The sequence below is a fragment of the Pseudomonas sp. AC169 genome, assembly GCF_979258515.1.
The window spans coordinates 6,220,509-6,246,246 of record NZ_OZ409866.1 but is presented as its reverse complement, the minus strand read 5'-3'; the positions used below and the strand labels follow the sequence as shown (position 1 = coordinate 6,246,246).

Here is a 25,738-nt window from a genome sequence, read left to right as displayed (position 1 = left end):
TATTCCTTTATTGGGCAGAGGCAGAGTCGGGATCGGGGGCGTGCAGCAATCGCTGCAGCAGAGGCAGGCACATCAGACCGCTGAAGGCGGCGCAGAGCGCGAAGAGTTCGAGACGGGCGCCACCGCCGATGGCAGCAATGAGCAAACCGCCGAGGCCCATCACCGCAATCGAGATCATGCCGACCAGCGCCGAAACCAGGCCTTTGCTGTCGTCACTGGCAAACAACGCCAGCCGATACAGCGCGGCATTGCTCATGCCCAGTCCAACCGCGTACAACGCCAGACTTGCGACCACCGGGCCCAGGCCCGCACCGGCCAGTGCGCAACCAATCAGTGCGACTAGCCCCAGACAAAAAGGCCAGAGCGCCAACCGAATCAGTTGAGGCAAGGCATGAGTGATCAGCAAATGGTCGAGGATCAGATTGCCGGCGATAACGGCAGAGAAAACCGGAATCTGCCACACGCCATATTCAAGGGGGGTCAGCCCCAGCAACTGGATCAACAGCAGCGGTGCCAGGCCGATCCAGGCGATCAGCGGCAGGCTCATCAGCCCCAGCGAGAGGCTGGCGGCGAGAAAACGGCGATTGCCGAACAACGCGCGGTAGCGCTGGCAGGTCTGGCGCCAGGAAAAGCGCACGACCGGTTGCCGCCGCCCATCGTGACGTGCGACGCCGATGGTTTCCGGCATCCAGGCGAAGAGACCCAGCCAGACCGCTGAAGCAGCAAGACCCAAGCCCAGAAACAGTTCGCGCCAGGACAGCCATTGCAACAACAGAATGCCCAATAGCGGCCCCACCAGTGGCGACAGCAAGGCGATATTGCCCAACAGCGCCATCAATCGCACCGCATCGGCCTCGCAGAATACTTCCTGAATGGCGGGATAACTGACCGCAACCACAAAACCCAGGCCCATGCCTTGCAGCAAGCGCAGCAGATTGAAGGCTGCAATGCTCTGGCTGGCGAAAGCACCGGCGCAGGCCACCGCAAACAATGCGCAACCGATCAATAACAGGCGCCGCCGTCCGCATTGATCGGACAGCGGCCCGATCAACCATTGCAGGCAGACGCCGCCAAGCAGATAGAGATTGAAAGCATTGGGAACATGCCGCACATCGGCCTGAAGTTCGCTGGTAACGTTGAGCATGGCCGGCATGATCAAGTCACTCGCCATATACGTCAGAAGTTCAAATGCGCTGATCGCCAAACAAAATCCGAGCACTTGTCGCGGCCCGATCTGAATCAGTGTTCTCTGCATAAACGTCCCTGTTAGTGAGTGGTAGGAAGTTGCCAGAGACTAGTTGCAGAGACTCGCGTGACCTATTGTTTTGCTGCGACATTAGATTTCAAATGCTTGCAACTTATTTAGTCAGTCCGGTTTGGGTATTTGCAGAGTTACAACTGCCAAGAAACGCACAGCGCAAAAAAAGCCCGCAGCAGGGCGGGCTTTGTTTGAAGTTTGATCGGGCTTGTAGATTTCCTGCTTCAATCCGTTAAATGACAAACAGGCAGGGCGAACAATCCGCTTCTATCGATGTTGGTAATAGCCAGGGCCACCCTGGTAGTGACGATGGTGATCGTCATGCCAGCCGCCGTGGGGGAAGATGATGCAGCCACTCAGGGTCAGCAGGGCAAGAACGGGAATCAGCCAGGTGATTCGACGCAGCATTTTGAAAATTCCTCATGGTTACGCCGTCATGAAGCCAAAACTCTTCATCGGCTGTAACATGAGACCCCGATTGCCGCCGCGCATCCCCGTAGAACGGTAAGTGCATGGCATGCAAGCGGATACAAACCGGATACATTTCAAAGTTTCAGGAAGCCGCAATGACCCACAAGCAACGCTTGATTTATTCGATTCTGATCGCCGTGTCGGTCCTGGCCATCATGCTCGGCCTGTCCTGGCTGCAGAACGCCGGGATGATCTCGGAGAAGACGTTCCAGTTCGTCGCCATCGGTGTGGCGGTGATCGTGGTGGTGATCAACGGCGTGATGCGCCGCAAGGTCAAGCCTTGACGGCGATTGCCGCACGCTTCAATCGTTGTTGAGGACTGCCGCAGCCTGTGGATGCAGGCTGTAGCTCTTGTCTTCATTGAAAGTGATGACACCTTCGGCGCACAGGCGCTTGAGCACCTCGCGCACACTGAGGAACGATAGCGGTATATCCAGATCCAGCAATTGGCTATGGACGCCGCGCACGCCCAGACGCCGCTCGCTTTGTGCGGCGACCAGCAGGGCATCAATGACTTTCAGACGAATCAGGCTGGTGCGCAGCCCGAAACTTTTCAGCAGCAACCGGATGCGTTCGTTACCGTGACGCTCGACGCGTTGCCCGAAATCGCTCGCGTGAGGGCTCATGGAAACTCCTTTGGGTGCCTGGCTACCGTCCGTTGGTAGTTGCGAGTTGTACATGCGATTACTCCTTTTCAGAGCCTGATCGGGGAGGTTTTTTTTGCTCTCTCTAAACAAGACGTATCAGCACGACAAATCATGAAAGAAAATATGTAGAAAATTTGTCGGGGGTTTGTCTTTTTCTTGTGATTGCGGGTTGAAATTGTGGTGGGCGTGGCGGCCTTTGGGCCGACCAGGCTCTTGGGGTTTTGGGTGAATATCCGTTGTTTTTGGGGTGGCGGCTGGCGGTTTCGCTCTTACAGCGACTCACTTTTCCAGACGCCGAAAAGTAAGCAAAAGGCTGGGCCCCGGCGTTCGGCCCCTCGCTGAGGCTCGGGGTTCCTTCGTTACGGGATCTATCCGGGGGCATCGCCTACGGTTTGCTTCGCTGCACCTCCTCTCGATGCATTTGGCTTCGCCAAACGGTCGCTTCGCTCCCACCCCCCGGATAAATCCCTCCACTCAGCCTGCCGAAGGGGCCAGCACGGCAAGATCAAGAGCTGCAGCCGAGCTAACGCTCATCCTGTTGAGTGGTGGGAAGCACAGGGGGCGGCTTTTGATTTTTGTTGGAGCTGCCCCTCACCCCAGCCCTCTCCCGAGGGAGAGGGAGCCGAATTGTGTGCTATTCAACGCCTGAGTTCGGCTCGGAATCTCACTTCGGCGCATGTCTCACAGTCACCGCGGTCAGTTCCTTCTCCCTCCGGGAGAGGGCTAGGGTGAGGGGCTTTTGATCTGCTTCGGTATTCGAATACGGCTCGGTATTCCACGTCGGCGCATGTCTCACAGTCACCGCGGTCAGTTCCCTCTCCCTCCGGGAGAGGGCCAGGGTGAGGGGCTTTTGATCTGCTTCGGTATTCGAATATGGCTCGGTATTCCACGTCGGCGCATGTCTCGCAATCACCGCGGTCAGTCCCCTCTCACTCCGGGAGAGGGCCAGGGTGCGGGGCTTTTGATCTGCTTCAGTATTCGAATACGGCTCGGTATTCCACGTCGGCGCATGTCTCACAGTCACCGCGGTCAGTTCCCTCTCCCTCCGGGAGAGGGCTAGGGTGAGGGGCTTTTGATCTGCTTCTGTATTCGAATACGGCTCGGTATTCCACGTCGGCGCATGTCTCGCAATCACCGCGGTCAGTTCCCTCTCCCTCCGGGAGAAGGCTAGGGTGAGGGGCTTTTGATCTGCTTCAGTATTTGAATATGACTCGGTATTCCACGTCGGCGCATGTCTCACAGTCACCGCGGTCAGTTCCCTCTCCCTCCGGGAGAGGGCCAGGGTGAGGGGCTTTTGATCTGCTTCTGTATTCGAGTACGGCTCGGTATTCCACGTCGGCGCATGTCTCGCAATCACCGCGGTCAGTTCCCTCTCACTCCGGGAGAAGGCTAGGGTGAGGGGCTTTTGATCTGCTTCAGTATTTGAATATGACTCGGTATTCCACGTCGGCGCATGTCTCACAGTCACCGCGGTCAGTTCCCTCTCACTCCGGGAGAGGGCTAGGGTGAGGGGCTTTTGATCTGCTTCAGTATTTGAATATGGCTCGGAATCTCACGTCGGCGCATGTCTCACAGTCACCGCGGTCAGTTCCTTCTCCCTCCGGGAGAGGGCTAGGGTGAGGGGCTTTTGATCTGCTTCAGTATTCGAATATGGCTCGGTATTCCACGTCGGCGCATGTCTCACAGTCACCGCGGTCAGTTCCCTCTCCCTCCGGGAGAGGGCTAGGGTGAGGGGCTTTTGATCTGCTTCGGTATTCGAATACGGCTCGGTATTCCACGTCGGCGCATGTCTCACAGTCACCGTGGTCAGTTCCCTCTCCCTCCGGGAGAGGGCTAGGGTGAGGGGCTTTTGATTCTGCGTTCGGGGAATTGCGCAGAGCGGTTAAATTTTTTTCTTTTGCTTCGTTTCTTCGACAGGCTCATTGCGCGTGGACGCGTGGGTGTTTCCAGAGCGGGTCCGCGCCAGCGCCTGATCCGCTCTTTGGCATGTCGATCAGGAGCGAGCGTGATTATTTCCAGACAGTTAACCGGACTGACCCTTGCCAGCGTGTTTTTCGGACTGAGTTGCTCAGCCCATGCGTTCAGCCCGGCCACGGATGTAAGCGCCGATATTCGCCGCACTGCCTTTGGCGTGCCGCATATTCGCGCGCAAGACGAGCGCGGGCTCGGTTTCGGCATCGGCTACGCCTATGCGCAGGACAACCTGTGTCTGCTGGCCAACGAGATCGTGACCGTCAACGGCCAGCGTTCACGTTACTTCGGCCCGGATCAGTTCACCGTCGAGCAACGTGAAAACCGCGTCAGCGACGTATTTTTTACCTGGCTCAACACACCCGAGGCGGTCAAGGCATTCTGGCAGGCGCAGCCTGCGCAGGTGCGTGATCTGGTCGAAGGTTATGCCGCCGGCTACAACCGCTATCTGGCCGAGCGTCGCCCGCAAGGCTTGCCGCAACAGTGTCAGGGCGAGTGGGTGCGAGACATCGCACCGGAAGATCTGGTGAAGCTGACCCGCCGTCTGTTGGTCGAAGGCGGGGTCGGTCAGTTTGCCGAGGCCTTGGCCGGTGCCACACCGCCGCAAGCAACAGCGCGGGTCGAACAAAAGGTGCAGGCTTATCAGTTGGCCGATGCCCGTCAGCAACGCTTTGCCCTGGACCGGGGCAGTAACGCGGTAGCGGTGGGTAGCGAGCGTTCGTTCAACGGTCGCGGGATGCTGCTGGCCAACCCGCATTTCCCTTGGGTCGGCGGCATGCGCTTCTATCAGATGCACCTGACCATTCCGGGCAAACTCGACGTCATGGGCGCCGCCTTGCCGGGCCTGCCGATGATCAATATCGGCTTCAACCAGCATCTGGCCTGGACGCACACGGTCGATTCGTCGAAGCACTTCACCTTGTATCGCCTGCAACTCGATCCGAAGGACTCCACACGTTATCTGCTCGATGGCAAGTCATTGCCACTGAACAAGCAGACCGTGACCGTGCAGGTAAAACAGGCGGACGGGCAGGTGGTGCCAGTCTCGCGTGATGTCTACAGCTCGCAGTTCGGGCCGATCGTGCAATGGCCGGGCAAGCTCGACTGGGACAATCAGTTCGCCTATAGCCTGCGCGATGCCAATATCGACAATGATCGGGTGCTGAACCAGTGGTACGCGATGAATCAGGCTTCCACCCTTTCGCAACTGCAGGATTCGGTACACAAGATTCAAGGCATTCCGTGGGTCAATACTTTGGCTGTCGATGACCAAGGCCAGACGCTGTACATGAACCTGTCGGTGGTGCCGAACGTCAACGCCGAGAAACTGGCCAAGTGCAGCGACCCGCGTATCGGCACACAAATGATTGTGCTGGATGGCTCCAGCAGCGCGTGCGCGTGGGACATTGACCCTGCAGCTGCGCAGAAGGGTATTTATGCTTCCAGCCAGTTGCCGCAACTGCTGCGCAAGGACTTCGTCCAGCACTCCAATGACTCGGCATGGCTGGCCAACCCGGCGCAACCGCTGACCGGTTTCTCGCCGCTGATCAGTCAGGAGGGGCAGCCACTGGGCCTGCGCTCCCGGTTTGCTCTGGATCGCCTGAGCACATTGAGCAAGAAAGGTCCGTTGGCAGTGAAGGATCTGCAGCAGATGGTGATGGACGATCAGGTGTATCTGGCGACTCAGGTGGTACCGGATCTGCTGAAGTTCTGTGGCTCTGACCTTGGCGCAGATACCCAGGCGCTGAAGCCGGTATGCACCAGCCTCAAGGCATGGGATGGTCGGGCCAATCTGGATTCAGGTCTGGGCCTGGTGCATTTCCAGAACATCATGCAGGCATTGCAGGCTTCGCCGGATGTCTGGCGCGTGGCGTTCGATCCCAAAGACGCTCAACACACTCCGCGTGGCCTGGCATTCGAGCAACCTGCGGTGGCCAAGGCGCTGCGTGAGGCCATGTTGGCGTCGGTCGAGTTGAGCACAAAAATGGGCCTGAAGCCGCAAACCCGCTGGGGTGATATTCAAGTCGTCAGCAGTGGCGGGCAACAAACGCCGATTCATGGTGGCCCGGGCACTCTGGGCATCTACAACGCCATCCAGAGCGTGCCACGTGAAGACGGCAAACTCGAAGTGGTCAGTGGCACCAGCTATCTGCAGGTCGTGACCTTCGATGACAAGGGTCCGCACGCTCAAGGCCTGCTGGCATTCTCGTTGTCGAGCGATCCGGCATCGAAATATTCGCGGGATCAGACCGAGGCGTTTTCGAAGAAGCAGTGGAGTGTGCTGCCGTTTACCGAACAGCAGATTCAGGCTGACCCGCAATATCAGGTACAGACCGTGCGCGAAACAGTGGACAAGGCGGGGAAAGTCGCCGCTCAGTAAAGTCGAGCGTTAATCGTTTCGAGCCAGAAGGCTGCATCCTGCAAGGAGTGCGGCCTTCAGCTTTTTGGCGGCTGTTGCGGTATCGAGTTGATCACCGGGTTACCAGCCTTGTTACGGGTCAGGTAGACAGGCAGCACCTTGGGCAGGCTGTTGGCCAGGTTGTTCAGCTCTTTGATGTTGTAGATGCCGCCCACACGAATGGAACCCGTGCTGGTGTCGGCCAGCTCCAACGGATTGCTCAGATAACGGTTGATCAGTGGTAGTGCTTCGTTCAACGCCAGGTTGTCCAGCACCAGTTTGCCGTTGCGCCAGGTCAGTGACGTGTCGCCAGGGTAGGTCTCGCTGATCTGCGGCATGTAGTCGCCCTGCTTGTAACGTGCCTGCATCGAGGGGCCGAGGCGCAAGCCGTCGCCGGGCAGTGAGCGATTGCTGGTGACCAGCACCGAACCTTCGATCAGGTTCACGCGCACTTGATCCTGATACATCCACACGTTGAAACGCGTACCCGTCACCCGAATCCTGCCTTCGCCTGCGCGGACGACAAACGGGTGGGCCATGTCGTGGCTGACTGTGAAGAACGCTTCACCTTTTTTCAGGGTGACACGGCGTTCGTCCTTGTAATTGCTGAAGGTCAGATCGGTGTTGAGGTTCAGTTCAAGTTGACTGCCATCGCTCAGCGTGACCTGGCGGACACTATCGGTGGCGGCGAAATGCTGATAGCTGTCGGGCAGCCAGCCCAGATTCCAGCCGGTATACGCTGCCAGCGGCAATGCGAGCGCACAGACACCTGCAACGACTGCGAATTGACGCCACGCGCGTGAAGGCTGACGCGCGGGTATGACCGCAGCAGATTCCGGGCGTGGCAAGTGTTCAGCCACATCCCAGATTTCCAGCATGGCTTCATACTCGAACGCATGCAGTGGATGAGCATCGTGCCATTGCTGGAATGCGCGACGTTCTTCGTCCGTGCAGTCGGCGGCGTGCAGACGCATGCACCAATGCGCGGCGGCATCGGTGATCGCATCGTATTCTGCTTCCGAGAGGGTGTCTTGGGTCATTGACTCGTCCTGATTTCGCACATTCTAACCTTGTCGGGAAGTTACCGAGAACAACCGTCATGGCATTTACCCATCAAAGTGGAACTTATTTTTCGCTCAGGCGCCCAAAAAGCAGGACGACAATGACCACTATCCACAAATGGAGTGAAAAAATGATCAAAAAGACATTCGCAGCCTTAATCGCCACTGCCGCTTTGTTCAGTGCGGGCGCCGCGTTGGCAGATAAACCGGGTGCTGGTTGAGTAACCATCGAAAAAGCCATCGAAATCGTTAAAACCAAGGCCGGTTATGTCGAGGTCTATGAGATCGAGGCCGATAACAACGGCTATTGGAAAGGTGAGGGGCGCAAGGCTGACGGCGTTGTTTACGAGTTCCGCATCGACGGCGCGTCGGGCAATGTTTTGCGGGATCAGAAGGATTGATGACGCTGTAAACACGCAGTGAGCTTATGAAAAATGCGCCGGCTTAAACCCGGCGCATTTTTTCGATAATCACGGCAACGTTTGCAGGGTTTGCGCCTGACTTGACGCTGGAGCCGGCAGGGCGATCGGCACCTGTGGCGGATCCAGTTGCCTGCCCATTTCGCTGATGAGCAGTGCGATCGAATCGGCATTGGCCAGTATCACGTCAATACGTGCGTCATTGGCGAGCGGATGGCGAATTGCTTTACGAGCCTCTGCAAGGTTTGCGGTTTTGGTCAGGCTGAGTAGTTTTTTGTAGGCCTTGGCGTGCTCAGGCAACTGGTCAAGATCCACCCACACCCCAGTATTGTTCTTTTCGACGAATAGTCGTGAAGGGTCAGCGGAGCGGGACAAGGATTTACGATAGCGTTCCAGGCTCGCTTTGAGCAGATGCCCATCCGGGACGGTGATGTCGATAAGGTCAGGGAATGGACTCATTGACTCTACGGGGACAAAGTCTTCGGTGTCGCAGATCAAATGCGACAGTTCGTGGAGCAGTGTGACTGCGCGGGCGTGGGAATCCACATTGAATCTGGGAGGCAAAAAAGCGGTATAGGTATCCAGTCTCGGGTTGAAAAAATGTTCGGTAAAGTGGATGACCCTTCGCGTGTCTTCCTTGAATACAAAGGCAACCGTATCGTCATCGTAACGCTCGTTGTGGCCAACGAAAAAGCGGTCGGTATAGAGCAAGTCATCTTTTGGGTCAGTCAGTTCCCGGCAGATCGGCAGGATCACCTTCTCGATTTTCGTCAGGAACATGGGCGTCACCTGCGAGATGTCGAAAAAATCTCTGAGAACCGTTTCCACGCGAGAGCCCCCCAGGTTATCGCGATGGACGACAAAGTTATGCAGGCAATTCAGCGCGTAGGTTCTTGCCCGGGCGACAGCTTGCTGTAACACGAAGGCTCTGGCGGGATATTGGCGATGGATCTGCGCCATCCCTCGGGCCTGGATATGCATCAGAATCGAACAGTGTTGCTCAACTCGGGTTTGCAGCTGATTGCGCCGCTTTGATCGGCAGCGATGCACGGGCTGGCCGGGGCGGGCAAGCACCAGTCGTGAGTTTTTCTTCTCCAGGGCCGGCCCTCGGCCCCCGTCTTTTTTGCGCAAGTACCAGGTTTTTTCGGCCTCCATGACCGGATAGACCTTGCCGGCAATCGCCGCATACTGGCGCGCACCCGATGCATCCATATAAACAAGTTTCGGCGGCTCAAGCTTGAGGCTCTCGAGTGCGGTGGTGGTCTCATAAGGCTGCAAGTTGACGCGAGAGGGCGTGAGCGGTGGCACTTTTGACCAGCGAACAACGGCTTTGTCCGTCGTGTTCACGCCAGTGTTGGCAACCTTTGGTCCAGGTGTTGGCGTATCGGTGGCAAATTCGGCTGTTTGCGCTTCTGCCTCCGTTTCCCACGACAGACGACCCAGGCTAAACAGCGATATCGCTCCGGCAATAAAGGTTTTCAGAGCGTTGGCCCAATGGTGATCCTGAAGACCTTCGGCGGATTCCTTGAAGTCCTTGTAGCTTTTCCAAAGAAAGAACAAAGAGGCGAGTTTGCCGGACAAGAGGTGAGGCACCAGACGGACACCGCGACTGAACAAAGATTTCGCGGTTTCCCAGTCGGATTGGGCATTGATCTGCTGCTGGCAGCTGAGTAATCGCGGCAAAAGACTGAGCGTGTCCTTGTGAAAATGCTCCAGCACATTGCCATTGATGGCTGTGCTGTGAAGTTTGATTTCACTGGCTTTGCCAATCGTGGTTTTCAACAGGTTCTTGAGAACGGCCTGTTGCTCGGTGGGCAGGCGTCGCAGGATCAGATCCTGGAAATGCCCAGGTGTATTGAGGGCGTCCACCAACTGCGCTTCATTTTCGAATTCGCGAAAAACATATCGGGAGTAGGGGGCGTAGAGCACCCGTGGCCCTGAGTGTCCTGCGCCAGGCCCGATGACATAGAGGCCGAGGGCGTCGACCGCATCACTGCCTTCGGTCTTGAGCAACGATAGCGGGCCTGCAATGGCGTGCGCTCCCTTGACGGTGGCACGCGCTATTGCGTCCGGCATGTCCAGAACCTGACAAATGTAGTCGTATCCGGTCTCTGACAGTTGCTGTTGCAGCTTCAGCGAGTGCGCGTGCTGCATCAATTGCCAGGGCAGCTGACGCAGAAAACGTTCTTTGCTGGTGCGTGCGGATTCATTGCTGCCTGATAGTGCCTCAGTCACTTTCTCAACATAGGTGGTGGTGATATTGAGCGATGACAACAATCGCTGTACCGCAGACTGATCAAAGTCTGTCGGCAACGCTGTGGTTGCTTTCGAGGCGACTTTGAACCCGGTGCCTTGCACGATGTTGTAGTGATGCAAAGCAAAATCAAGCAGGTTGCAGGGCGGGCCGGCAAGCGTCAGATTCGGAGTGATCTGGATATCCTGCGGCATGAGTCCGTTGTTCGGAAATCGGGCGTCGAGCAGTGTCTTCAGCGTCTGGTCAACGTGAGTGGCCAAAGCAGGGACTGCCTCGAGAAAATCCTTGCCATCGATAAAACTGCGGCGGACCTCATCCAGCAGTGCGAGTTGTGTGCGTTGTTCCGTGACTGGGGCCATGCGTAACCAGTCGGGAAAGTCCCGCTGGCGGACGAAGGCGCGCGCGAGTTCGATAGCCCGGCGCAAGTTCGTATCGATGACGGTGTTTTTCGTTTGATTGAGATAATTCGAGAGGATGTCCTTGTCCGTGATACACGCGCGTAAAGCCTCGCAATGGGCCAGGAAATGCTCAATGGCCGATTGCATGCGATCGTTCAACACGTCGCCTTCAATCAAATGGAAGGTGCCCAGCGTGTATTGCTGGTCCAGTTGATATTGCTTCACAGGCAGGTTTTCCAGCAGCGTCCGACATTGGTCATTGTCATCGAGGCGCCGTTGCAATTGCTTCTGCGCAATGGCGATATCGTCGAACGATTCCAGGCCAATGGCCGGCGTCCACAGGATGGCGCGCCCGGAATGCTCGACGTCCATGCCTCCGCGCTCGGTCAATAGAACGCAATGAGCGAGTGGCAGCACAACGCTTTGGCCGGCGCAGGTGAGAGAGAGCGACCAGGCATCCGGCCGGAACCCATTGAGTGACTGGCGATCCATGCGGGTTGCGTGTTTTGCATCGAACACTGTATCAACTATTTTTTGCTCGGCCGCCAGCCAGGAATCGCTGAGGTTTCTTATGTGCGCCTCCCCGCGCACCCCCTCCTCGAAAGCCTGCGCCAGTTTCCATCGAATGCCTTCGAGAAAGGCGCGCTGATCGGTGCTGCTCGTGGTCGGCTGATCTTTGAAGTGGCTGGAGAGATTGTCCAGGGTTCGTTCGAGGTCTGTCGCCAGGTGAGCCGCCTTGTCGGCCTGCACGAGTGAGGACGGCGGAGCGCTGGTAAACATCGGGCGCGTACTCCACCGCTCGTTGACGTCGAGCTTGAGCAGACGCTCGTGAATCATTGAGCGGATATCCAGCGCTTTATCGAAAAGCGCGTGGATGTCGATCGTGCGCTCGCTTTGGCGAAACAGCTGCAAGGCGAATTCAACGTTCTGGCGCTGTTTGGTGAGGATCGCTTCAAACAGCGTCGCGATGATTTCGCCGCCGATGTTCTCTCCTGAAACCTGAGCGTTGGCGAAACCCAGGTAGCGATTGCGCTCCTCCAGATTCATGAGCCCGTACAACTCGTCCTCATGTCCCGCAGCATTGAGTTTGGCCGTCAGCGTTTGTTTGAGGTCGGCGTAGTTCGTGAGGACTTGCAAGCCTTGCGTGGGGGTGTAGAGGTAGGCCTTGTCATGGTTGATCATCAGCGAGCCGGCCAACTCGACATAAGCGGTTTCCTCGCGCAGACATACCGTTTCGAAGTTCGGCCGCCGGATACCCACGTTCGGCTCTCGAATCAAGCTGTGCAGGGCGTCGAACTCGGTGGCCGAGAGGATTTCCGTTTCGCGCTTGATCATCAAATCGGCACGTACCTGATCCTGCAGCGTCTGGCTGAAGAAGGTGCGTCTGGACGAGCCTTCAAATGCGGCGGTATTCCAATAGACCTCAAGTTGTCGAAACAGCAACATGGTCAGTTTTCCCGACGCGGATTTGATCGCTTTTACCCACGCGTCCCGGTCAGCATCCAGGGGCGGACGGGTCGGGTGGGAGAATTCTGCTGTATGGCCGCGGGGCCAGCCTTGGCGGCGGAAATACAGCAGGAGCGCTTCACTTAGCGACAATGAATCGACCCGACGTCGGGTATCCCCTGAATGGGACGTGGTGTCGGTGAACAAACTGACGCGGGTGAGCGATTGCGGCAAACCGTTAAAGTGCGGTTCGAGCAGTTCGTCGAGAATCTTTTCCAGCAGTGTTGTCAGCGAAGGCAGGCGTTTCAGTTCATCCAGCAGATCGCGGGCGCAGGCGTCGCGGGATTCGCTGATCGAGGCTGTTTGATCGTCAAACACATCGCCCTTGATCGTTTCGCGGGTCAGGGTAATACCACGTTTCTCTACCAGCTCTTTACGTAGCGAAACGGTGAGAAAGGCGAACAGATCATCGGTTTCCTCAGCGTTGTCCAGGCGTGTCTGCAAGGCGTCTGTCAGGGCCTTGTGATCGCTGTATTTTTTCAGACCGTCGTAGGGGGTGTATAAAAACACGCCGTTGTCATCCGGCCCGGTGCCGAGAATAAAACTGCCGGCCAGCGGTACGGCGAGTTGCTTGTCGGCGTTAAGCAGAATGCGTTCGGCGAGCATGGGTGGGGTTTGTTCGCTGCGCAGGGCGTGGGTCGCCAGTTGCACATGGGCGAGCCAGCTGAAATCTTTACTGTTGAGGCCGTGTGTACGACTCAACTCGTCATGCCGGCCTGTGGATTTGAGTATGTCGGGAAACAGCAGCGGGCTGGACATCTTCGCAACTCTGAACGGGGCGCCTTGGGCGGGGAGTTCAAGAGTAGGAGCGCAAGTCGCCGCGCAGGCGGTACATAGTTACCGCACATGCCGAGTGGAAATGTGCCATGGGTCAATGTCGGTCATCACCCATCCAAGGGTTGACAGCCGACAGCTCCGCCATGGTTAATCGGTGGGCAAGTCGTCCGTACGCTGTTGTTCCCTCCAATAATCATTCTGGAGCTTCAGATGTCTGCGCCACACGATCCTGTGTCTTCTGCTGTCTCGTCCTCGTTGTCTCTCGAAGCGCTGACGCACCTGCTTGAAACGATCTTTCTTCGCCACGGCACCTCTGCCGAAGTCGCGCAAGTGCTGGCCGCCAACTGCGCCGGCGCCGAGCGCGATGGTGCTCACAGCCACGGCGTGTTCCGCATTCCCGGGTATGTCTCGACCCTGAAAAGCGGCTGGGTCAACGGTCACGCGGTGCCGCAAGTCGAAGATGTCGCCTCCGGGTTTGTCCGTGTCGATGCCGGCAATGGTTTCGCTCAACCGGCGCTGGCCGCCGCCAGAGCGTTATTGGTCGAGAAGGCGCGTAGCGCGGGGATTGCCGTGTTGGCGATTCGCAACTCGCATCACTTCGCCGCGCTGTGGCCGGATGTCGAGCCTTTCGCCGATGAAGGTCTGGTGGCGCTGAGTGTGGTCAACAGCATGACCTGCGTGGTGCCCCACGGCGCCGACCGGCCACTGTTCGGCACCAACCCGATTGCGTTCGCCGCACCACGGGCCGGCGCTGCGCCGATTGTCTTCGACCTGGCCACCAGCGCGATTGCTCATGGCGATGTGCAGATCGCCGCGCGCAAAGGTGAGCGGCTGCCTGCCGGGATAGGCGTGGACAGCCTCGGTCAGCCGACTCAGGATCCCAAGGCGATTCTTGAGGGCGGAGCGCTGTTGCCGTTTGGCGGGCATAAAGGCTCGGCGCTGTCGATGATGGTTGAGCTGTTGGCCGCAGCGCTGACGGGGGGCAACTTCTCCTTTGAGTTCGACTGGTCCAATCATCCCGGGGCGAAAACGCCGTGGACCGGGCAGTTGCTGATCGTCATCGACCCCCGCAAGGCTGCCGGGCAAAGTTTTGCCGAGCGCAGTGGCGAGTTGGTTCGGCAGATGCACGGTGTCGGGCTCAAGCGTCTGCCGGGGGATCGTCGGCATTGGCAGCGCAGTAAGTCGTTGGCTGAGGGTATTGTGGTTGATGCGCAGACATTGGCGCAGTTGCGTGAGTTGGCGGGGGAGTGATCAAAGATCAAAAGCCCCTCACCCTAGCCCTCCCGAAACGTCGGACCGCCCAGAGGGAGAGGGGACTGACCGGGGTGAATGGGGGGATATGCGCCGACGTGAAAGATCGAGCTCAGCTCAGGTTTTGAAAGCGCCAAAACTGATTCAAAACTGGTAAAAACATGCAGGCATAAAAAAGGCGAACCCAGTGGGTTCGCCTTTTTTATGCGTGTCTGACTCAGCGACGGCCGAGCAGCAAACCGACCACCAGACCGAATCCGGCGGAGATCGCTACGGTCTGCCATGGATGACCGCCGATGTAGCTTTCGGTGGCATCGACCGCCGGCTTGGTGCGATCACGCACGCTCGATACCGAGTCCAGCGCCTGCTGCAGTTTCAGGGCGATTTGTCCGCGCAGCGTTTCCGCTTCTTCGCCGACCAGTGACGCGCTGCTCTTGAGCAGTTTGTCGGACTCTTCAATCAGAGCCTGAAGTTCGCTGAAGGCCTGATCCTTGATTTGATCTTCGGCGGCTTGCACGGCGGATTTGCGGGCCATTGGGTGACTCCTTGCAGTTGAATGGACAGTGATCAATGGAGTGTGGCGCTGAGCAAAAAGTTGCACTGAATTTAGGCCAGAAAGAAAAACCTGCGCGGGAGATTTCCGTCGAGCGTGTAAGATGTCGCCATTTTACGCAGCAGGATAATTCCCCATGAGTTTCAATCTGGCCGACAAATCCCTCGCAGAGCGCGCTGCGCTGGAAGACGAGAAATCCCGTCTGTTCGAACTCTGGCAGAACAATCTGGGCAAAGCCAAAGGCGAAGCCGCGCGTTTGTTCGGTGAGCGCGCCAAGCGCAAAGGCAAATGGGCCGAGTGGGTCCGCGCCGAACTGGACGGCATGTCGCCGCCGGAGTTCGCCAACATGGTGCGCAGTGAAGTCAATCGCCTGATGGCCGCCAATAAGTAAAGTCTCAGGTGAACGTTGCGGCAATCGCCTCGCGCACTTTGATCACCACTGGGTCGATCTGCGTGCTGGTGCGCCAGCCCAGTTCGATCGGGTAACGCGGCAATTTCAGTGGGCAGGGCAACAGCGCCAAACCGCTGAGTGTCGCGATACTCTCGGCGGCATGCGCCGGAATCGTCGCCACCGCCCGACTGCCCTTGAGCAGATACGGCAGCGCGGCAAAATGCGTGGTCGAGGCGCACACCCGTCGACTCAGGCCCAGCGCCGCCAAACCTTCATCGGTAATCCCGATAAAACCGCCGGACGACACCAGAATGTGCTCGCGGGCGACGAACTCCTCAAGATCGATCTGCTGCTGGCCGGCGGCAAGGCTCGCCGGATCAACCAGACACGCATAACCCCCTTCGCCCAACACCTGACGGCTGAGCAGGCGTTCGGCAAAGCCACCTGCCGTGATTGCCAAGTCGATGCTGCGCTCCATCAGGTCACGCGCGACGATCTGGCTGTGGGTCTGACGGAATATCAAGCGAAGCTGCGGCGCACAGTGGGCAACTTCCTCGATCAGGCGGCGACCGTAGGCGATCTCGAAGTCATCCGACAGTCCCACCGTCACCGAGCGGCCGTCGTACTGATTCGCCGCCGGGTCGACCATCGCCAGGCTTTGCCGACATTTGTTCAGTGCCTCGCTGACCACCGGTTTCAATTGATTGGCTTTGAGCGTCGGTGCCAGTCCGCGCCCGGTGCGCACGAACAACTGATCGCCGTAGACCTCGCGCAACCGGCGCAGCGCCGCACTGACCGCCGATTGTGTGACCCCTAGTCGCAATGCCGCGCGGCTGGCGCTGGACTCTTCATGCAGGGCTTCGAAGACTTTCAGCAGATTGAGGTCGACGGTGGCGATATTCATTTGGTTCATATCATTCAGCAGTGAGCGGGGCTTTATTCATGATCGCGTGGCGCCGCAGAATCAGCAACATCCGAACCTGATGGAGTCACCGCAATGGCCAAATCAATTGTTGCTGCACTGCAAATCGGCGCTTTGCCCGAAGGCAAAGACGCGACCCTGGAACAGATTCTCAGTTGGGAAGGCGCAATCACCGAGGCTGGCGCAGCGCTGGTGGTAATGCCGGAAGCGCTGCTGGGCGGCTATCCAAAAGGTGAGGGTTTTGGCACGCAGCTCGGGTATCGCCTGCCGGAAGGGCGCGAAGCCTACGCCCGTTATTTTGCCAACGCGATCGATGTGCCGGGCGTCGAGACGCAAGCGCTGGCCGGTCTGTCGGCGCGCACTGGGGCCAATCTGGTGATCGGCGTGATCGAACGCTCCGGCAGCACGTTGTATTGCACCGCGCTGTATTTCGATCCGCAGAGCGGACTTGTCGGCAAACATCGCAAACTGATGCCCACCGGCACCGAACGGCTGATCTGGGGCAAGGGCGACGGTTCGACCTTGCCGGTGTTCGACACGCAGGTCGGCAAACTCGGCGCGGTGGTGTGCTGGGAAAACATGATGCCGCTGCTGCGCACGGCGATGTACGCCAAGGGCATTGAAGTCTGGTGCGCACCGACCGTCGATGAGCGCGAGATGTGGCAGGTCAGCATGCGTCATATCGCCCATGAGGGCCGCTGCTTTGTGGTCAGTGCGTGTCAGGTGCAGGCATCGCCTCAGGCGCTGGGCGTCGAGATTGCCAACTGGCCGGCGGATCGGCCGCTGATTGCCGGTGGCAGCGTGATTGTCGGGCCGATGGGGGATGTGCTGGCGGGCCCGTTGCGCGGTGAGGCGGGGTTGCTGACGGCTGAAATCGACACCGATGAACTGGTGCGGGCACGGTATGACTACGATGTGGTCGGTCACTATGCGCGGCCGGATGTGTTTGAGCTGTCAGTGGATGAACGCGCCAAGCCCGGGGTGCGCTTCAACACATAACCCACTGGCTGACACAAAACCTGTAGGAGTGAGCCTGCTCGCGATAGCAATCTGTCAGTTAACGATTATGGTGTCTGGCAGACCGCTATCGCGAGCAGGCTCACTCCTACAGTGGACCGGAGGTGTGTCTGCGAGGTCAGTGGCGTTGCTGCCATTCTTCCCGAGTGATTTCCCAAAGCTCCCGTGGGAAACGCCCACCGACGAAATCGCCTTCATCTGTCCGGATCAAGCGCATCCCCGCGCGCTCCGAGAGCTTTCGCGAGCCAATGTTCGGCGCCGCTTTCGGCACGCGCATCACCGGGCGTTGCAGAACGTTGAACCAGTAATCGGTCACCACCGCGCAGGCTTCCGTCATCAAACCCTGACCTTGCCACGCCGGCGCCAGCCAGAAACCGCGGTGGTTGTCCGTTTGATCCATCAGGCTGATCTTGCCGATCAATTGTTCCGGTGCCGATTTCAGGCGAATCGTCCAAGGCCATTCCTTGCCCGCCGCGACCGCCGGCAAGACAATGTCGCGCAGATAGGCGAGGGCACCGCCCTCCGGGTACGGCCATGGCACGGCCGCGTTCAGATAACGCACCACGTCCCAATGCGCAAATTCGCGTTGCACGGCTTCGGCATCGGCCAGTTGCAATGGGCGCAGAATCAGTCGTTCGGTGTACAGCGTCGGTATGTCTTCCATAAACCTGCAGCTTCCATGAATGTCTTTAAGGAACGAAGCAGGCTAACGCATTTTTACCAGGTCGCGGCAGTGGCTTTGGGCAGGCTGAGCTTGCCGCTGTCGACGAAACGCATGGTGCCGAACAAACCGCCGGCGAGTTTGCCGCGCAGCACGTAAGGCAGGTTGTCGAGGGTTTGCGACTGGCTCAGGCCGAGCGTCTGGCGCAGCACCGAGAACGCCGAGATACTGACGGGGACTGTGACGATGCTCTCGGAAAAACGCGGGATCGAGCCGCTTTGATCACTGACACCGGAGGCCAGCGAATGGCCGTTGACCTCAAGGTCCAAAGCGATGCCGTTGTAGTCGATGGCCGTCTCATTGGGGTTCTGTACGCGCAACTTGATGGCGAAACGTACTTCCAGATCCTGACTCGGCAACGGTTCGAGGCCGACCACGTTGATGTTCACCGGATCACGGTTGGGGAACAGCGCGCAGGCGCTGAGGGACAGCAGCAGTAACGACAGAATGACGGCGTGCAAGCGGCGCATAAACAGTCTCTCAACAAAAAAGGGCTGAACCGCTATCGGTTCAGCCCTTTCATTTAGAGGCCAGACGTTAGCGGTTCAACTGTGCGACAGTCGCCGCTGGGGCAGGTTCACCTTTGGCCGGCATGTCCGGGTTTTCCATGACCTGAAGAATAGAAGCTTCCGGGTCGAAATCGTCTTCTTCCAGCTCGATGAATTCTTCCGGCAGGAAGATATTCAGCACGATAGCGCACAACGCGCCAACGGTGATCGGCGATTCGAAGATGTTGCGCAGCGCTTGCGGTAGTTCGCGCAACACTTCCGGCACCGCCGCGATGCCCAGGCCCATGCCTAGCGAAATCGCCACGATCAGCATGTTGCGTCGATGCAGGCCGGCCTCGGCGAGGATCTTGATTCCGGCCACCGCCACAGTGCCGAACATCACCAGTTCAGCGCCGCCGAGTACCGGTTTCGGCATCAGTTGCAGCACCGCACCAATCATCGGGAACAGGCCGAGGAGCACCAGCAAACCGGCAATGAAGAAAGCCACGTAACGGCTGGCCACGCCGGTGAGTTGAATCACGCCGTTGTTCTGCGCAAAGGTCACCATCGGCATGCTGTTGAACACCGCCGCCATCGCCGAGTTGAGACCGTCGGCGAGCAGGCCGGACTTGATCCGGCGGATGTACAGCGGGCCTTTGACCGGTTGCCGGGAGATCATCGAGTTGGCGGTCAGATCACCGGCAGCCTCCAGCGGCGATACAAGGAAAATCACCGCCACCGGCACGAACGCTACCCAGTCGAAATTGAAACCGTACTTGAACGGCACCGGCACGCTGACCAGCGGCACCTCAGGCATCGAGGCGAAATCTACCGTGCCCATCAGCCAGGCGACCACGTAGCCCAGCGTCAGGCCGATAACGATCGCGCCCAGGCGCAGAAACGGCACGTCGACGCGGTTCAGCACGACGATAGTGCCGATCACCAACGCTGCGAGGAAGATATGGCTGGCCGCGCCCAGATCAGGCGCGCCGAAACCGCCGGCGATGTCGGTCATCGCTACTTTGATCAGCGACAGGCCCATCAGCGTGATGATGGTGCCAGTGACCACCGGGGTGATCAGCATGCGCAGTTTGCCGATGAACTGGCTCAGCACCACCTCAATGAACGCGGCAAAAAAGCACACACCGAAGATCGTCGAGAGGATCTCATCGGTGCCGCCACCGCGTGCCTTGACCATGAACCCGGCGCTGAGAATCACGCTGATAAAGGAAAAACTGGTGCCTTGCAGGCACAGCAATCCGGAACCGACCGGACCAAAGCGCTTGGCTTGCACAAAGGTGCCGAGCCCGGACACGAACAGCGCCATACTGATCAGGTAGGGGATTTCACTTTGCAGACCGAGGGCGCCGCCCATGATCAGCGTGGGGGTGATGATGCCGACGAAGCTCGCCAACACGTGTTGCAGTGCGGCAAATACGGTGGCGGTCAGGTGCGGACGGTCGTTGAGGCCGTAGATCAGGTCGTTGTTGCGCGGGGCTTTTACAGAGGCGGTCATGGTGTTTTGCGCGCCGGGAGGCGGGGCCGGGTCAGAAAATGGAGGCGCAGGATGCCGGAAGAGGGCGGCGAGGGCAACGAGCAATAACTGCCTGAAAGGTCAGGTTTTTCAGGCGTTGGGCGCTAAAACGATTCATGCAAATGCGCTGAGCAGATCCTCTTCGAAGGCTTTTTGCGCATCTCCCGGCACCTGCGCCCGATGCCGGGCCAGATGAAACGCCACGTCAAAGCTCAGTTCGCCCTCACGCACCGGCCGCAGCAAACCCTTGGCCTGCCAGCCCCGGGCATAGTGATCCGGCAGATAACCCACATGTTTACCCGACAGAATAAACGTCAGCGTACCCTCAACCTGTTCCGACCGCGCCGAGCAGACCTTGCCCTGAAACGGCTCGTCACTGCGCAAAAAACGGTAGGGGTGATCGACCCGGTCGCACGCCTGTAAAGCGGCATCGCTGGGCGCCTCATCGGTGAACAACGGATTTCCCGGGGCACAATACAAATGCTGGGTTTCGCTGAACAACTGGCGATAGTCGAAGGCACTTTGCACTTGCGAGAAATAGCCGATTGCCAGATCCAGCCGCTGTTGCAACAGCAGGCGTTCCATTTCGCCTGGCATGGCCGTGATCAGTTCGATGCGCACCGATTCATCGCGCTCGCGAAAGCGCCGGATCGCCTCGGCCACGCGTTGTAATACAGATTGATCGACTGACTCGGAAATCCCCAGACGCACCTCACCGATCAAGCGCCCGGCGACGCCGTTGGACTGATGGCGAAAGGTTTCGATCGATTCAAACAACGTACGCACCGCGATCAGCAACTGCTCGCCCTTGGGCGTAACACTGAAGCCCCCCTTGCCACGGCTGCACAAACGGTAGCCGAGGCGGGTTTCCAGTTTGGCCATTTGCTGGCTGATGCTCGATTGGCTCAGGCCCAGATCACCTTGGGCCGCACTGAAACCACCGCACTCGACCACCCGCACAAACAGGCGCAACAGCTGCAAATCAACGTCGTGCAGTTGACCCAACATCACATTACTCCCGGATAAAGTCAGGATAATTATTCGGCTATTTTTCTAATGTATCCGACGGCGCATCCTGCAACCACTTCCCCCGGTCAGGTGTTCGTCATGGCTCCCGTGTTCAAGCTGTGTTTTCCCGCGCTGCTGTTGTCCGTGGCTCTTCAGGTTCAGGCCGAGGACAAGACGCTCAATCTCTACAGTTGGGCCGATTACGTGCCGCCGCCGACCCTGCAACGGTTTGAGCAGGAAACCGGTATTCATGTGCGTTACGACACCTTTGATACTTCCGAGGTGCTGGAAACCAAATTGCTCACCGGTGGCAGTGGCTACGACGTAGTGGTGCCATCGTCCAGCGTTCTGGCGCGGGGACTGGCGGCCGGCGCGTTGAAGGAAATCCCTCACGAGGGCCTCAAGGGCTACGCCAATCTTGATCCGGATTTGCTGGAGAAAATGGCGGCGGTCGACCCCGGCAATCGTTACGGCGTGCCGTACACCTGGGGCACGCTGGGTCTGGGCATGAACGTCGAGGCGGTGAAGCAAAGGCTGCCCGATGTGCCGCTGAACAGCCTCGATCTGCTGTTCAAGCCCGAATACGCCAGCAAGCTCAAGGACTGCGGCATCGCGATTCTCGATTCGCCGCAGGAGGTCATCGGACTGGCCCTGCATTACTTGGGTAAAGATCCCTACAGCACCGACAAGAATGATCTGGCTGCCGCCGGGGCGTTGTTGCAGAAACTCCAGCCGTCGGTGCTCTACGTCGCGACCGGTCGGCAGATCAATGATCTGGCCAGCGGCAACGTGTGCCTCGCGCTGACCTATAACGGCGATGCGAGCATGGCCGCTGATCAGGCACGCAAGGCCAATAAACCGTTTGAAGTGGCGTACCGCATTCCCAAGGAAGGCACGCTGGTGTGGCAGGACAATCTGGCCATCCCCAAAGATGCGCCGCACCCCGAGGCCGCGCGGGCGTTTATCGAATTCATGCTGCGCCCGGACTCAGTGGCCGAACTGACCAACACGCTGTTTTTCGCCACCGCCAACCAGGCCGCGACGCCATTGGTGGATGAGGCCGTACGTCACGATCCCGACATCTATCCGCCGAGCGAGGTGCGTGCGCGGCTCTACGCCGATCGCAGCATGAGCCTCAAGGACATGCGCCAGCGCACGCGTCTGTGGACCACTTTCCGTAGCCATCAATAACAACAGGAGCACCACGATGGATGTGCCCATGCAAAATGATCAGGCGATCACACGTGACAGCCTTTACGGCACCGCTGCCGAAAGTACTTACGCCGGCATCACCAGTTTCATGCGCCGGCGCTACAGCCGTGATCTGCGCGGCGTCGATGTCGCGGTCAGCGGCGTACCGTTCGACACCGCCACCAGCAACCGTCCTGGCGCCCGTTTCGGGCCACGGGGGATTCGCGCCGCCTCCGCCGGGATCGCCTGGGAGCGCCACTGGCCGTGGACGTTCGACCCGTTCGACCATTTGGCGGTGATTGATTACGGTGACTGCGACTTCGATTACGGCGCGCCCCACAGCATTCCCGAAAGCATCGAAGCCCACGCCGAGCAGATTCTCAACGCGGGCAGCGCGATGCTGACGTTTGGCGGCGACCACTTCATCAGCTATCCGCTGCTCAAGGCCCACGCGCGCAAACACGGCACGTTGTCGCTGATTCACTTCGATGCGCACAGCGACACTTGGCCGGACGAAGAGGGCAAACGGGTCGATCACGGCACGATGTTCTGGCATGCGGCGCGGGAAGGTCTGGTCGATCCGGCGCGTTCGGTGCAGATCGGCTTGCGCACGACCAATGACGATCACATGGGCTTTCAGGTGCTGGATGCCCGGCAGGTGCATCGCAGGGGTTGCGAAGCGATTGTCGAAGCGATCCGCGCACGGGTGGGCGATAACCCGGTGTACCTGACGTTCGATATTGATTGCCTGGATCCGGCGTTTGCACCGGGCACCGGTACGCCGGTGTGCGGCGGCTTGAGCACCGTGCAAGCGCTGGAAATTCTTGGCGGTTTGCGCGGGATCAATCTGGTCGGCATGGACGTGGTGGAAGTCGCCCCGGCCTACGATCACGCCGAGGTCACCTCGCTGGCCGCCGCGACATTGGCCATGGAAATGCTCTGCCTCTACGCCGCCCGACACAAAGTCGATCTCTAAACCCGCCGGCAATGATCGTTCCCACGCTCTGCGTGGGAATGCAGCCTGGGACGCTCCGCGTCCCCTCCACGGCCGAACGCGGAGCGTCCGTTGAGGCATTCCCACGCGGGAGCGTGGGAACGATTATCCCGTGGAGACGCGAGCCGGTTCAGGCCACCGGGATGATCGGCAGGTCCAACGTTTGCGGGCCGGTAAAGCGAGGTGTGGCACTGGCGATCGTCTCGTGCGGGACACCGGCCGGCACGCTGCTGCTGTCTTGCAGCCGAGCCATGTGCTGTTCGCTCAGTTGCACCTCGAGTGCGCCGAGGGTGGCGTCGAGCTGTTCGCGGGTGCGCGAGCCGAGGATCGGAATCAGCGCGGTAGTCGAGCGTCGGGCTTTTTCGCGAAGCCAGGCGATGGCGACGTGGGTTGGGCTGGCGTCGATTTCTTTGGCGACGGCCAGCAACGTATCGAGCAGGGCGGTTTCGCGGGCGCTTTTTTCCGCATGCACCAACATGCCGAGTTTGCTCGCACGGTTGTTGTCATCCCCGCCGCGATACTTGCCCGTGAGGAACCCGCCGGCCAACGGAGACCACAGCGTCGCTGCGAGTCCCAGCGCTTCAGCCATCGGCAACAGTTCGCGCTCGGCAGTGCGCTCGGCGAGGCTGTACTCAACCTGAATCGCTGCAATCGGTGCGAAGCCACGCAGTTCCGCCAGTACATCGGCGCGGGAAACGCGCCATGCCGGGAAGTTCGACAGCCCGGCATAGTGAATCTTGCCGGCGCGCACCAGGTCATCAAAACCGCGCAGGATTTCTTCCATGGGCGTCACGCCATCGGTGACGTGGGCCCAGAACAGATCGATGTGATCGGTGTTCAGACGCTTGAGGCTTTCCTCAACCGCGCGAACCATGTTTTTCCGGCTGTTGCCGGTGTGGGAAATGCCGTCGGCCGGGGTCGTGCCCATGCTGTATTTGGTGGCAATCACCAGGCGATCACGCTCCGGGGCGATGAATTCACTGAGCATCGATTCCGACTGTCCGCCCTGATAACCATTGGCGGTATCAATGAAATTGCCGCCGGCATCGAGGAAGCCATCAAAGATACGCTTGGCTTCGTCACGTTCGGCGCCGTGACCCCAGCCGGTGCCAAAATTGCCGGCGCCCAGTGCCAATTCAGAAACACGCAGGCCGGTTTTGCGACCAAAAACCTTGTAATGCATGGCGATGCCCTCGATAGAAAATTGTCTGCTTGAAACATTATGCTCGAAATATTTGGCCAATATGATGTTGATAATATTCAGTGTCAAGACGTTTGCCGCTCAGCGGTCATGCCCGCCATTAGCGTCTTCCGGCTCCTGCCGTTTTCTGACACCAGGCTCTGCTAAGCTCCGGCATCTTTTCCCTGCCGAGCCTGCCCATCGTGTCGCGTACCACTCGTCTTTTGACTTTGCTGCAAGTACTGCGCGGCAAGAAGCGCCCGGTGACGGCGGCGACTCTGGCCGCCGAGCTGGAAGTGTCCGAGCGCACGCTCTACCGCGACATCGCTGAACTGACCGCCCTCGGCGCGCCGATCCATGGCGAGGCGGGGATCGGTTATGTGCTGCGCAGCGGCCTGTTTCTGCCGCCGCTGATGCTCAACGCCGACGAGACCGAAGCCATCGTTCTCGGTTTGCGCTACGTCGATCAGCGTGGCGACGAAGTCCTCGGCAAAGCAGCGGCGGATGCGCTAGCGAAAATCGCCGCCGTGCTCGATCCGCAGGCCCAGGAAGCGCTGCGCAATCCGACCGTGATGCCGGGCCCGCCGGGCTATGGTTTTCCGCAGAACGCCGTGCCGTTGAACGTGTTTCGCCACGCCATCCGCGACCAGGCCAAACTGCACATTGATTACGCCGACGCGCAACAGGTGCCCAGTCAGCGCCTGATCTGGCCCTTGGCGCTGGGCTTTCTCAATGAGGTGCGAATCATCGTTGCGTGGTGCGAATTGCGCAGCGCCTACCGCACCTTTCGCACCGACCGGATCAGCGCTGCCGGGCGTCAGGGCGACAGCTATCCGGGACGGCGCAGCGACCTGTTGCGCACCTGGCGCGAGCAGATGCAACTGGACGAGAGCGGACGTTTCACTCCTGACAAAAACTGACGCAACGCTGTTTTAGGATGCTCGCAGAACCAAACAAAAGGAGCTGCAACCATGTCCCATCCCGTCTCTGCACTGGCCCCGGCGATCGCTGCGTATATCGATGCGGCGAATGCACGCGATACGTCGCGGGTCGCCAGTTTTTTTGCCGAGGATGCCAACGTGTTCGACGAAGGCCAGCATCAGGTCGGCCCGCAAGCCATCGCGCAATGGATGCAAGACACCGGGCAACGCTATCAGCCCCGGGTCGAAGTGCTGGACGTCCAGCAGCGCACCGGCAAGGTGCTGGTGCACGGGCTGATTTCCGGAACCTTTCCCGGCAGCCCGGCGCAATTGCGCTACACGTTCCGCTTGAACGCGCAGGGGAAAATCGCCCGACTGGATATTTCCCTGTAACCATCGTGGCATACT

At 59.0% G+C, this 25,738-nt stretch carries 22 protein-coding genes and 1 pseudogene; 10 read left to right on the top strand and 13 right to left on the bottom strand.

Going from position 1 to position 25,738, the window contains the following annotated elements; all coding sequences use genetic code 11:
• Window positions 1-7 precede the first annotated feature (7 nt).
• Window positions 8-1,255, bottom strand: coding sequence for an MFS transporter (locus ACZZ0G_RS27745; RefSeq protein ID WP_463558388.1), 1,248 nt, complete (start codon window positions 1,253-1,255; stop codon window positions 8-10).
• A 270-nt stretch (window positions 1,256-1,525) separates the two neighbouring features.
• Window positions 1,526-1,666 carry a hypothetical protein gene (locus ACZZ0G_RS27740; RefSeq protein ID WP_463396360.1) on the bottom strand — a complete coding sequence of 47 codons (141 nt, stop codon included), beginning with the start codon at window positions 1,664-1,666 and terminating at the stop codon, window positions 1,526-1,528.
• A gap of 158 nt (window positions 1,667-1,824) precedes the next feature.
• Between ACZZ0G_RS27740 and ACZZ0G_RS27735 the strand changes: the two genes are divergently transcribed.
• Window positions 1,825-2,013 carry a hypothetical protein gene (locus ACZZ0G_RS27735; RefSeq protein WP_038363103.1) on the top strand — a complete coding sequence of 63 codons (189 nt, stop codon included), beginning with the start codon at window positions 1,825-1,827 and terminating at the stop codon, window positions 2,011-2,013.
• An 18-nt stretch (window positions 2,014-2,031) separates the two neighbouring features.
• Here ACZZ0G_RS27735 and ACZZ0G_RS27730 read toward each other — a convergent pair whose 3' ends face one another.
• Complete coding sequence (locus tag ACZZ0G_RS27730; protein WP_077572726.1) at window positions 2,032-2,409, bottom strand: fe2+ zn2+ uptake regulation protein; 378 nt, start codon at window positions 2,407-2,409, stop codon at window positions 2,032-2,034.
• 631 nt (window positions 2,410-3,040) lie between these two features.
• Complete coding sequence (locus ACZZ0G_RS27725; RefSeq protein WP_463558387.1) at window positions 3,041-3,844, bottom strand: hypothetical protein; 804 nt, start codon at window positions 3,842-3,844, stop codon at window positions 3,041-3,043.
• Between the two features lie 537 nt (window positions 3,845-4,381).
• Here ACZZ0G_RS27725 and pvdQ point away from each other — a divergent pair.
• Window positions 4,382-6,727 carry a bifunctional acylase PvdQ gene (gene pvdQ, locus ACZZ0G_RS27720; RefSeq protein WP_463558386.1) on the top strand — a complete coding sequence of 782 codons (2,346 nt, stop codon included), beginning with the start codon at window positions 4,382-4,384 and terminating at the stop codon, window positions 6,725-6,727.
• A gap of 56 nt (window positions 6,728-6,783) precedes the next feature.
• Here pvdQ and ACZZ0G_RS27715 read toward each other — a convergent pair whose 3' ends face one another.
• Window positions 6,784-7,785, bottom strand: a complete 1,002-nt coding sequence (locus ACZZ0G_RS27715; RefSeq protein WP_463558385.1) for a FecR family protein — start codon at window positions 7,783-7,785, stop codon at window positions 6,784-6,786.
• A 152-nt stretch (window positions 7,786-7,937) separates the two neighbouring features.
• Between ACZZ0G_RS27715 and ACZZ0G_RS27710 the strand changes: the two are divergent.
• Window positions 7,938-8,207 (top strand): annotated as a pseudogene (locus ACZZ0G_RS27710) (PepSY domain-containing protein).
• A 69-nt stretch (window positions 8,208-8,276) separates the two neighbouring features.
• Here ACZZ0G_RS27710 and ACZZ0G_RS27705 read toward each other — a convergent pair.
• On the bottom strand, window positions 8,277-13,142 hold the full coding sequence (locus tag ACZZ0G_RS27705; protein WP_463558384.1) for a dermonecrotic toxin domain-containing protein: 4,866 nt from the start codon (window positions 13,140-13,142) through the stop codon (window positions 8,277-8,279).
• A 228-nt stretch (window positions 13,143-13,370) separates the two neighbouring features.
• On the opposite strand from ACZZ0G_RS27705, the gene ACZZ0G_RS27700 reads away from it, so the two are divergent.
• On the top strand, window positions 13,371-14,411 hold the full coding sequence (locus ACZZ0G_RS27700; RefSeq protein WP_463558383.1) for an Ldh family oxidoreductase: 1,041 nt from the start codon (window positions 13,371-13,373) through the stop codon (window positions 14,409-14,411).
• A gap of 217 nt (window positions 14,412-14,628) precedes the next feature.
• Here the strand turns inward: ACZZ0G_RS27700 and ACZZ0G_RS27695 are convergent, their stop codons facing one another.
• Window positions 14,629-14,946, bottom strand: a complete 318-nt coding sequence (locus ACZZ0G_RS27695) for an ElaB/YgaM/YqjD family protein (RefSeq protein WP_016982860.1) — start codon at window positions 14,944-14,946, stop codon at window positions 14,629-14,631.
• Window positions 14,947-15,100: 154 nt separating this feature from the next.
• Between ACZZ0G_RS27695 and ACZZ0G_RS27690 the strand changes: the two genes are divergently transcribed.
• Complete coding sequence (locus ACZZ0G_RS27690) at window positions 15,101-15,355, top strand: hypothetical protein (RefSeq protein WP_038363082.1); 255 nt, start codon at window positions 15,101-15,103, stop codon at window positions 15,353-15,355.
• A gap of 4 nt (window positions 15,356-15,359) precedes the next feature.
• Here ACZZ0G_RS27690 and ACZZ0G_RS27685 read toward each other — a convergent pair whose 3' ends face one another.
• Window positions 15,360-16,268: a LysR family transcriptional regulator gene (locus ACZZ0G_RS27685; protein ID WP_463558382.1), complete on the bottom strand. Its 909-nt coding sequence runs from the start codon at window positions 16,266-16,268 to the stop codon at window positions 15,360-15,362.
• 84 nt (window positions 16,269-16,352) lie between these two features.
• On the opposite strand from ACZZ0G_RS27685, the gene ACZZ0G_RS27680 reads away from it, so the two are divergent.
• On the top strand, window positions 16,353-17,276 hold the full coding sequence (locus ACZZ0G_RS27680) for a carbon-nitrogen hydrolase family protein (RefSeq protein WP_463558381.1): 924 nt from the start codon (window positions 16,353-16,355) through the stop codon (window positions 17,274-17,276).
• A 136-nt stretch (window positions 17,277-17,412) separates the two neighbouring features.
• Here the strand turns inward: ACZZ0G_RS27680 and ACZZ0G_RS27675 are convergent, their stop codons facing one another.
• The 4 genes from ACZZ0G_RS27675 to ACZZ0G_RS27660 all read right to left on the bottom strand — a co-directional run bounded on the left by ACZZ0G_RS27675 (window position 17,413) and on the right by ACZZ0G_RS27660 (window position 21,045).
• The gene (locus tag ACZZ0G_RS27675) at window positions 17,413-17,958 is read right to left on the bottom strand and encodes a GNAT family N-acetyltransferase (protein ID WP_463558380.1); all 546 of its coding nucleotides are present in this window, start codon (window positions 17,956-17,958) and stop codon (window positions 17,413-17,415) included.
• A 53-nt stretch (window positions 17,959-18,011) separates the two neighbouring features.
• A complete protein-coding gene (locus ACZZ0G_RS27670) occupies window positions 18,012-18,485 on the bottom strand; it encodes an LEA/WHy family protein (RefSeq protein ID WP_463558379.1) in 474 nt (157 codons plus the stop codon).
• A 67-nt stretch (window positions 18,486-18,552) separates the two neighbouring features.
• A complete protein-coding gene (locus tag ACZZ0G_RS27665) occupies window positions 18,553-20,019 on the bottom strand; it encodes a nucleobase:cation symporter-2 family protein (RefSeq protein WP_463558378.1) in 1,467 nt (488 codons plus the stop codon).
• A gap of 132 nt (window positions 20,020-20,151) precedes the next feature.
• Window positions 20,152-21,045: a LysR family transcriptional regulator gene (locus tag ACZZ0G_RS27660; protein WP_463558377.1), complete on the bottom strand. Its 894-nt coding sequence runs from the start codon at window positions 21,043-21,045 to the stop codon at window positions 20,152-20,154.
• Window positions 21,046-21,144: 99 nt separating this feature from the next.
• Between ACZZ0G_RS27660 and ACZZ0G_RS27655 the strand changes: the two genes are divergently transcribed.
• A complete protein-coding gene (locus ACZZ0G_RS27655) occupies window positions 21,145-22,236 on the top strand; it encodes a polyamine ABC transporter substrate-binding protein (protein WP_463558376.1) in 1,092 nt (363 codons plus the stop codon).
• Between the two features lie 16 nt (window positions 22,237-22,252).
• Complete coding sequence (speB, locus tag ACZZ0G_RS27650; RefSeq protein ID WP_463558375.1) at window positions 22,253-23,212, top strand: agmatinase; 960 nt, start codon at window positions 22,253-22,255, stop codon at window positions 23,210-23,212.
• A 148-nt stretch (window positions 23,213-23,360) separates the two neighbouring features.
• On the opposite strand, the gene ACZZ0G_RS27645 is transcribed toward speB, so the two are convergent.
• Window positions 23,361-24,413, bottom strand: coding sequence for an aldo/keto reductase (locus tag ACZZ0G_RS27645; RefSeq protein ID WP_414917198.1), 1,053 nt, complete (start codon window positions 24,411-24,413; stop codon window positions 23,361-23,363).
• A 200-nt stretch (window positions 24,414-24,613) separates the two neighbouring features.
• Between ACZZ0G_RS27645 and ACZZ0G_RS27640 the strand changes: the two genes are divergently transcribed.
• Both ACZZ0G_RS27640 and ACZZ0G_RS27635 read left to right on the top strand, forming a co-directional pair.
• A complete protein-coding gene (locus tag ACZZ0G_RS27640) occupies window positions 24,614-25,330 on the top strand; it encodes a helix-turn-helix transcriptional regulator (protein WP_463558374.1) in 717 nt (238 codons plus the stop codon).
• Between the two features lie 51 nt (window positions 25,331-25,381).
• Window positions 25,382-25,723 (top strand): nuclear transport factor 2 family protein, encoded by a 342-nt coding sequence (locus tag ACZZ0G_RS27635; protein WP_463396343.1) that lies wholly within the window; start codon window positions 25,382-25,384, stop codon window positions 25,721-25,723.
• Window positions 25,724-25,738: the final 15 nt, after the last annotated feature.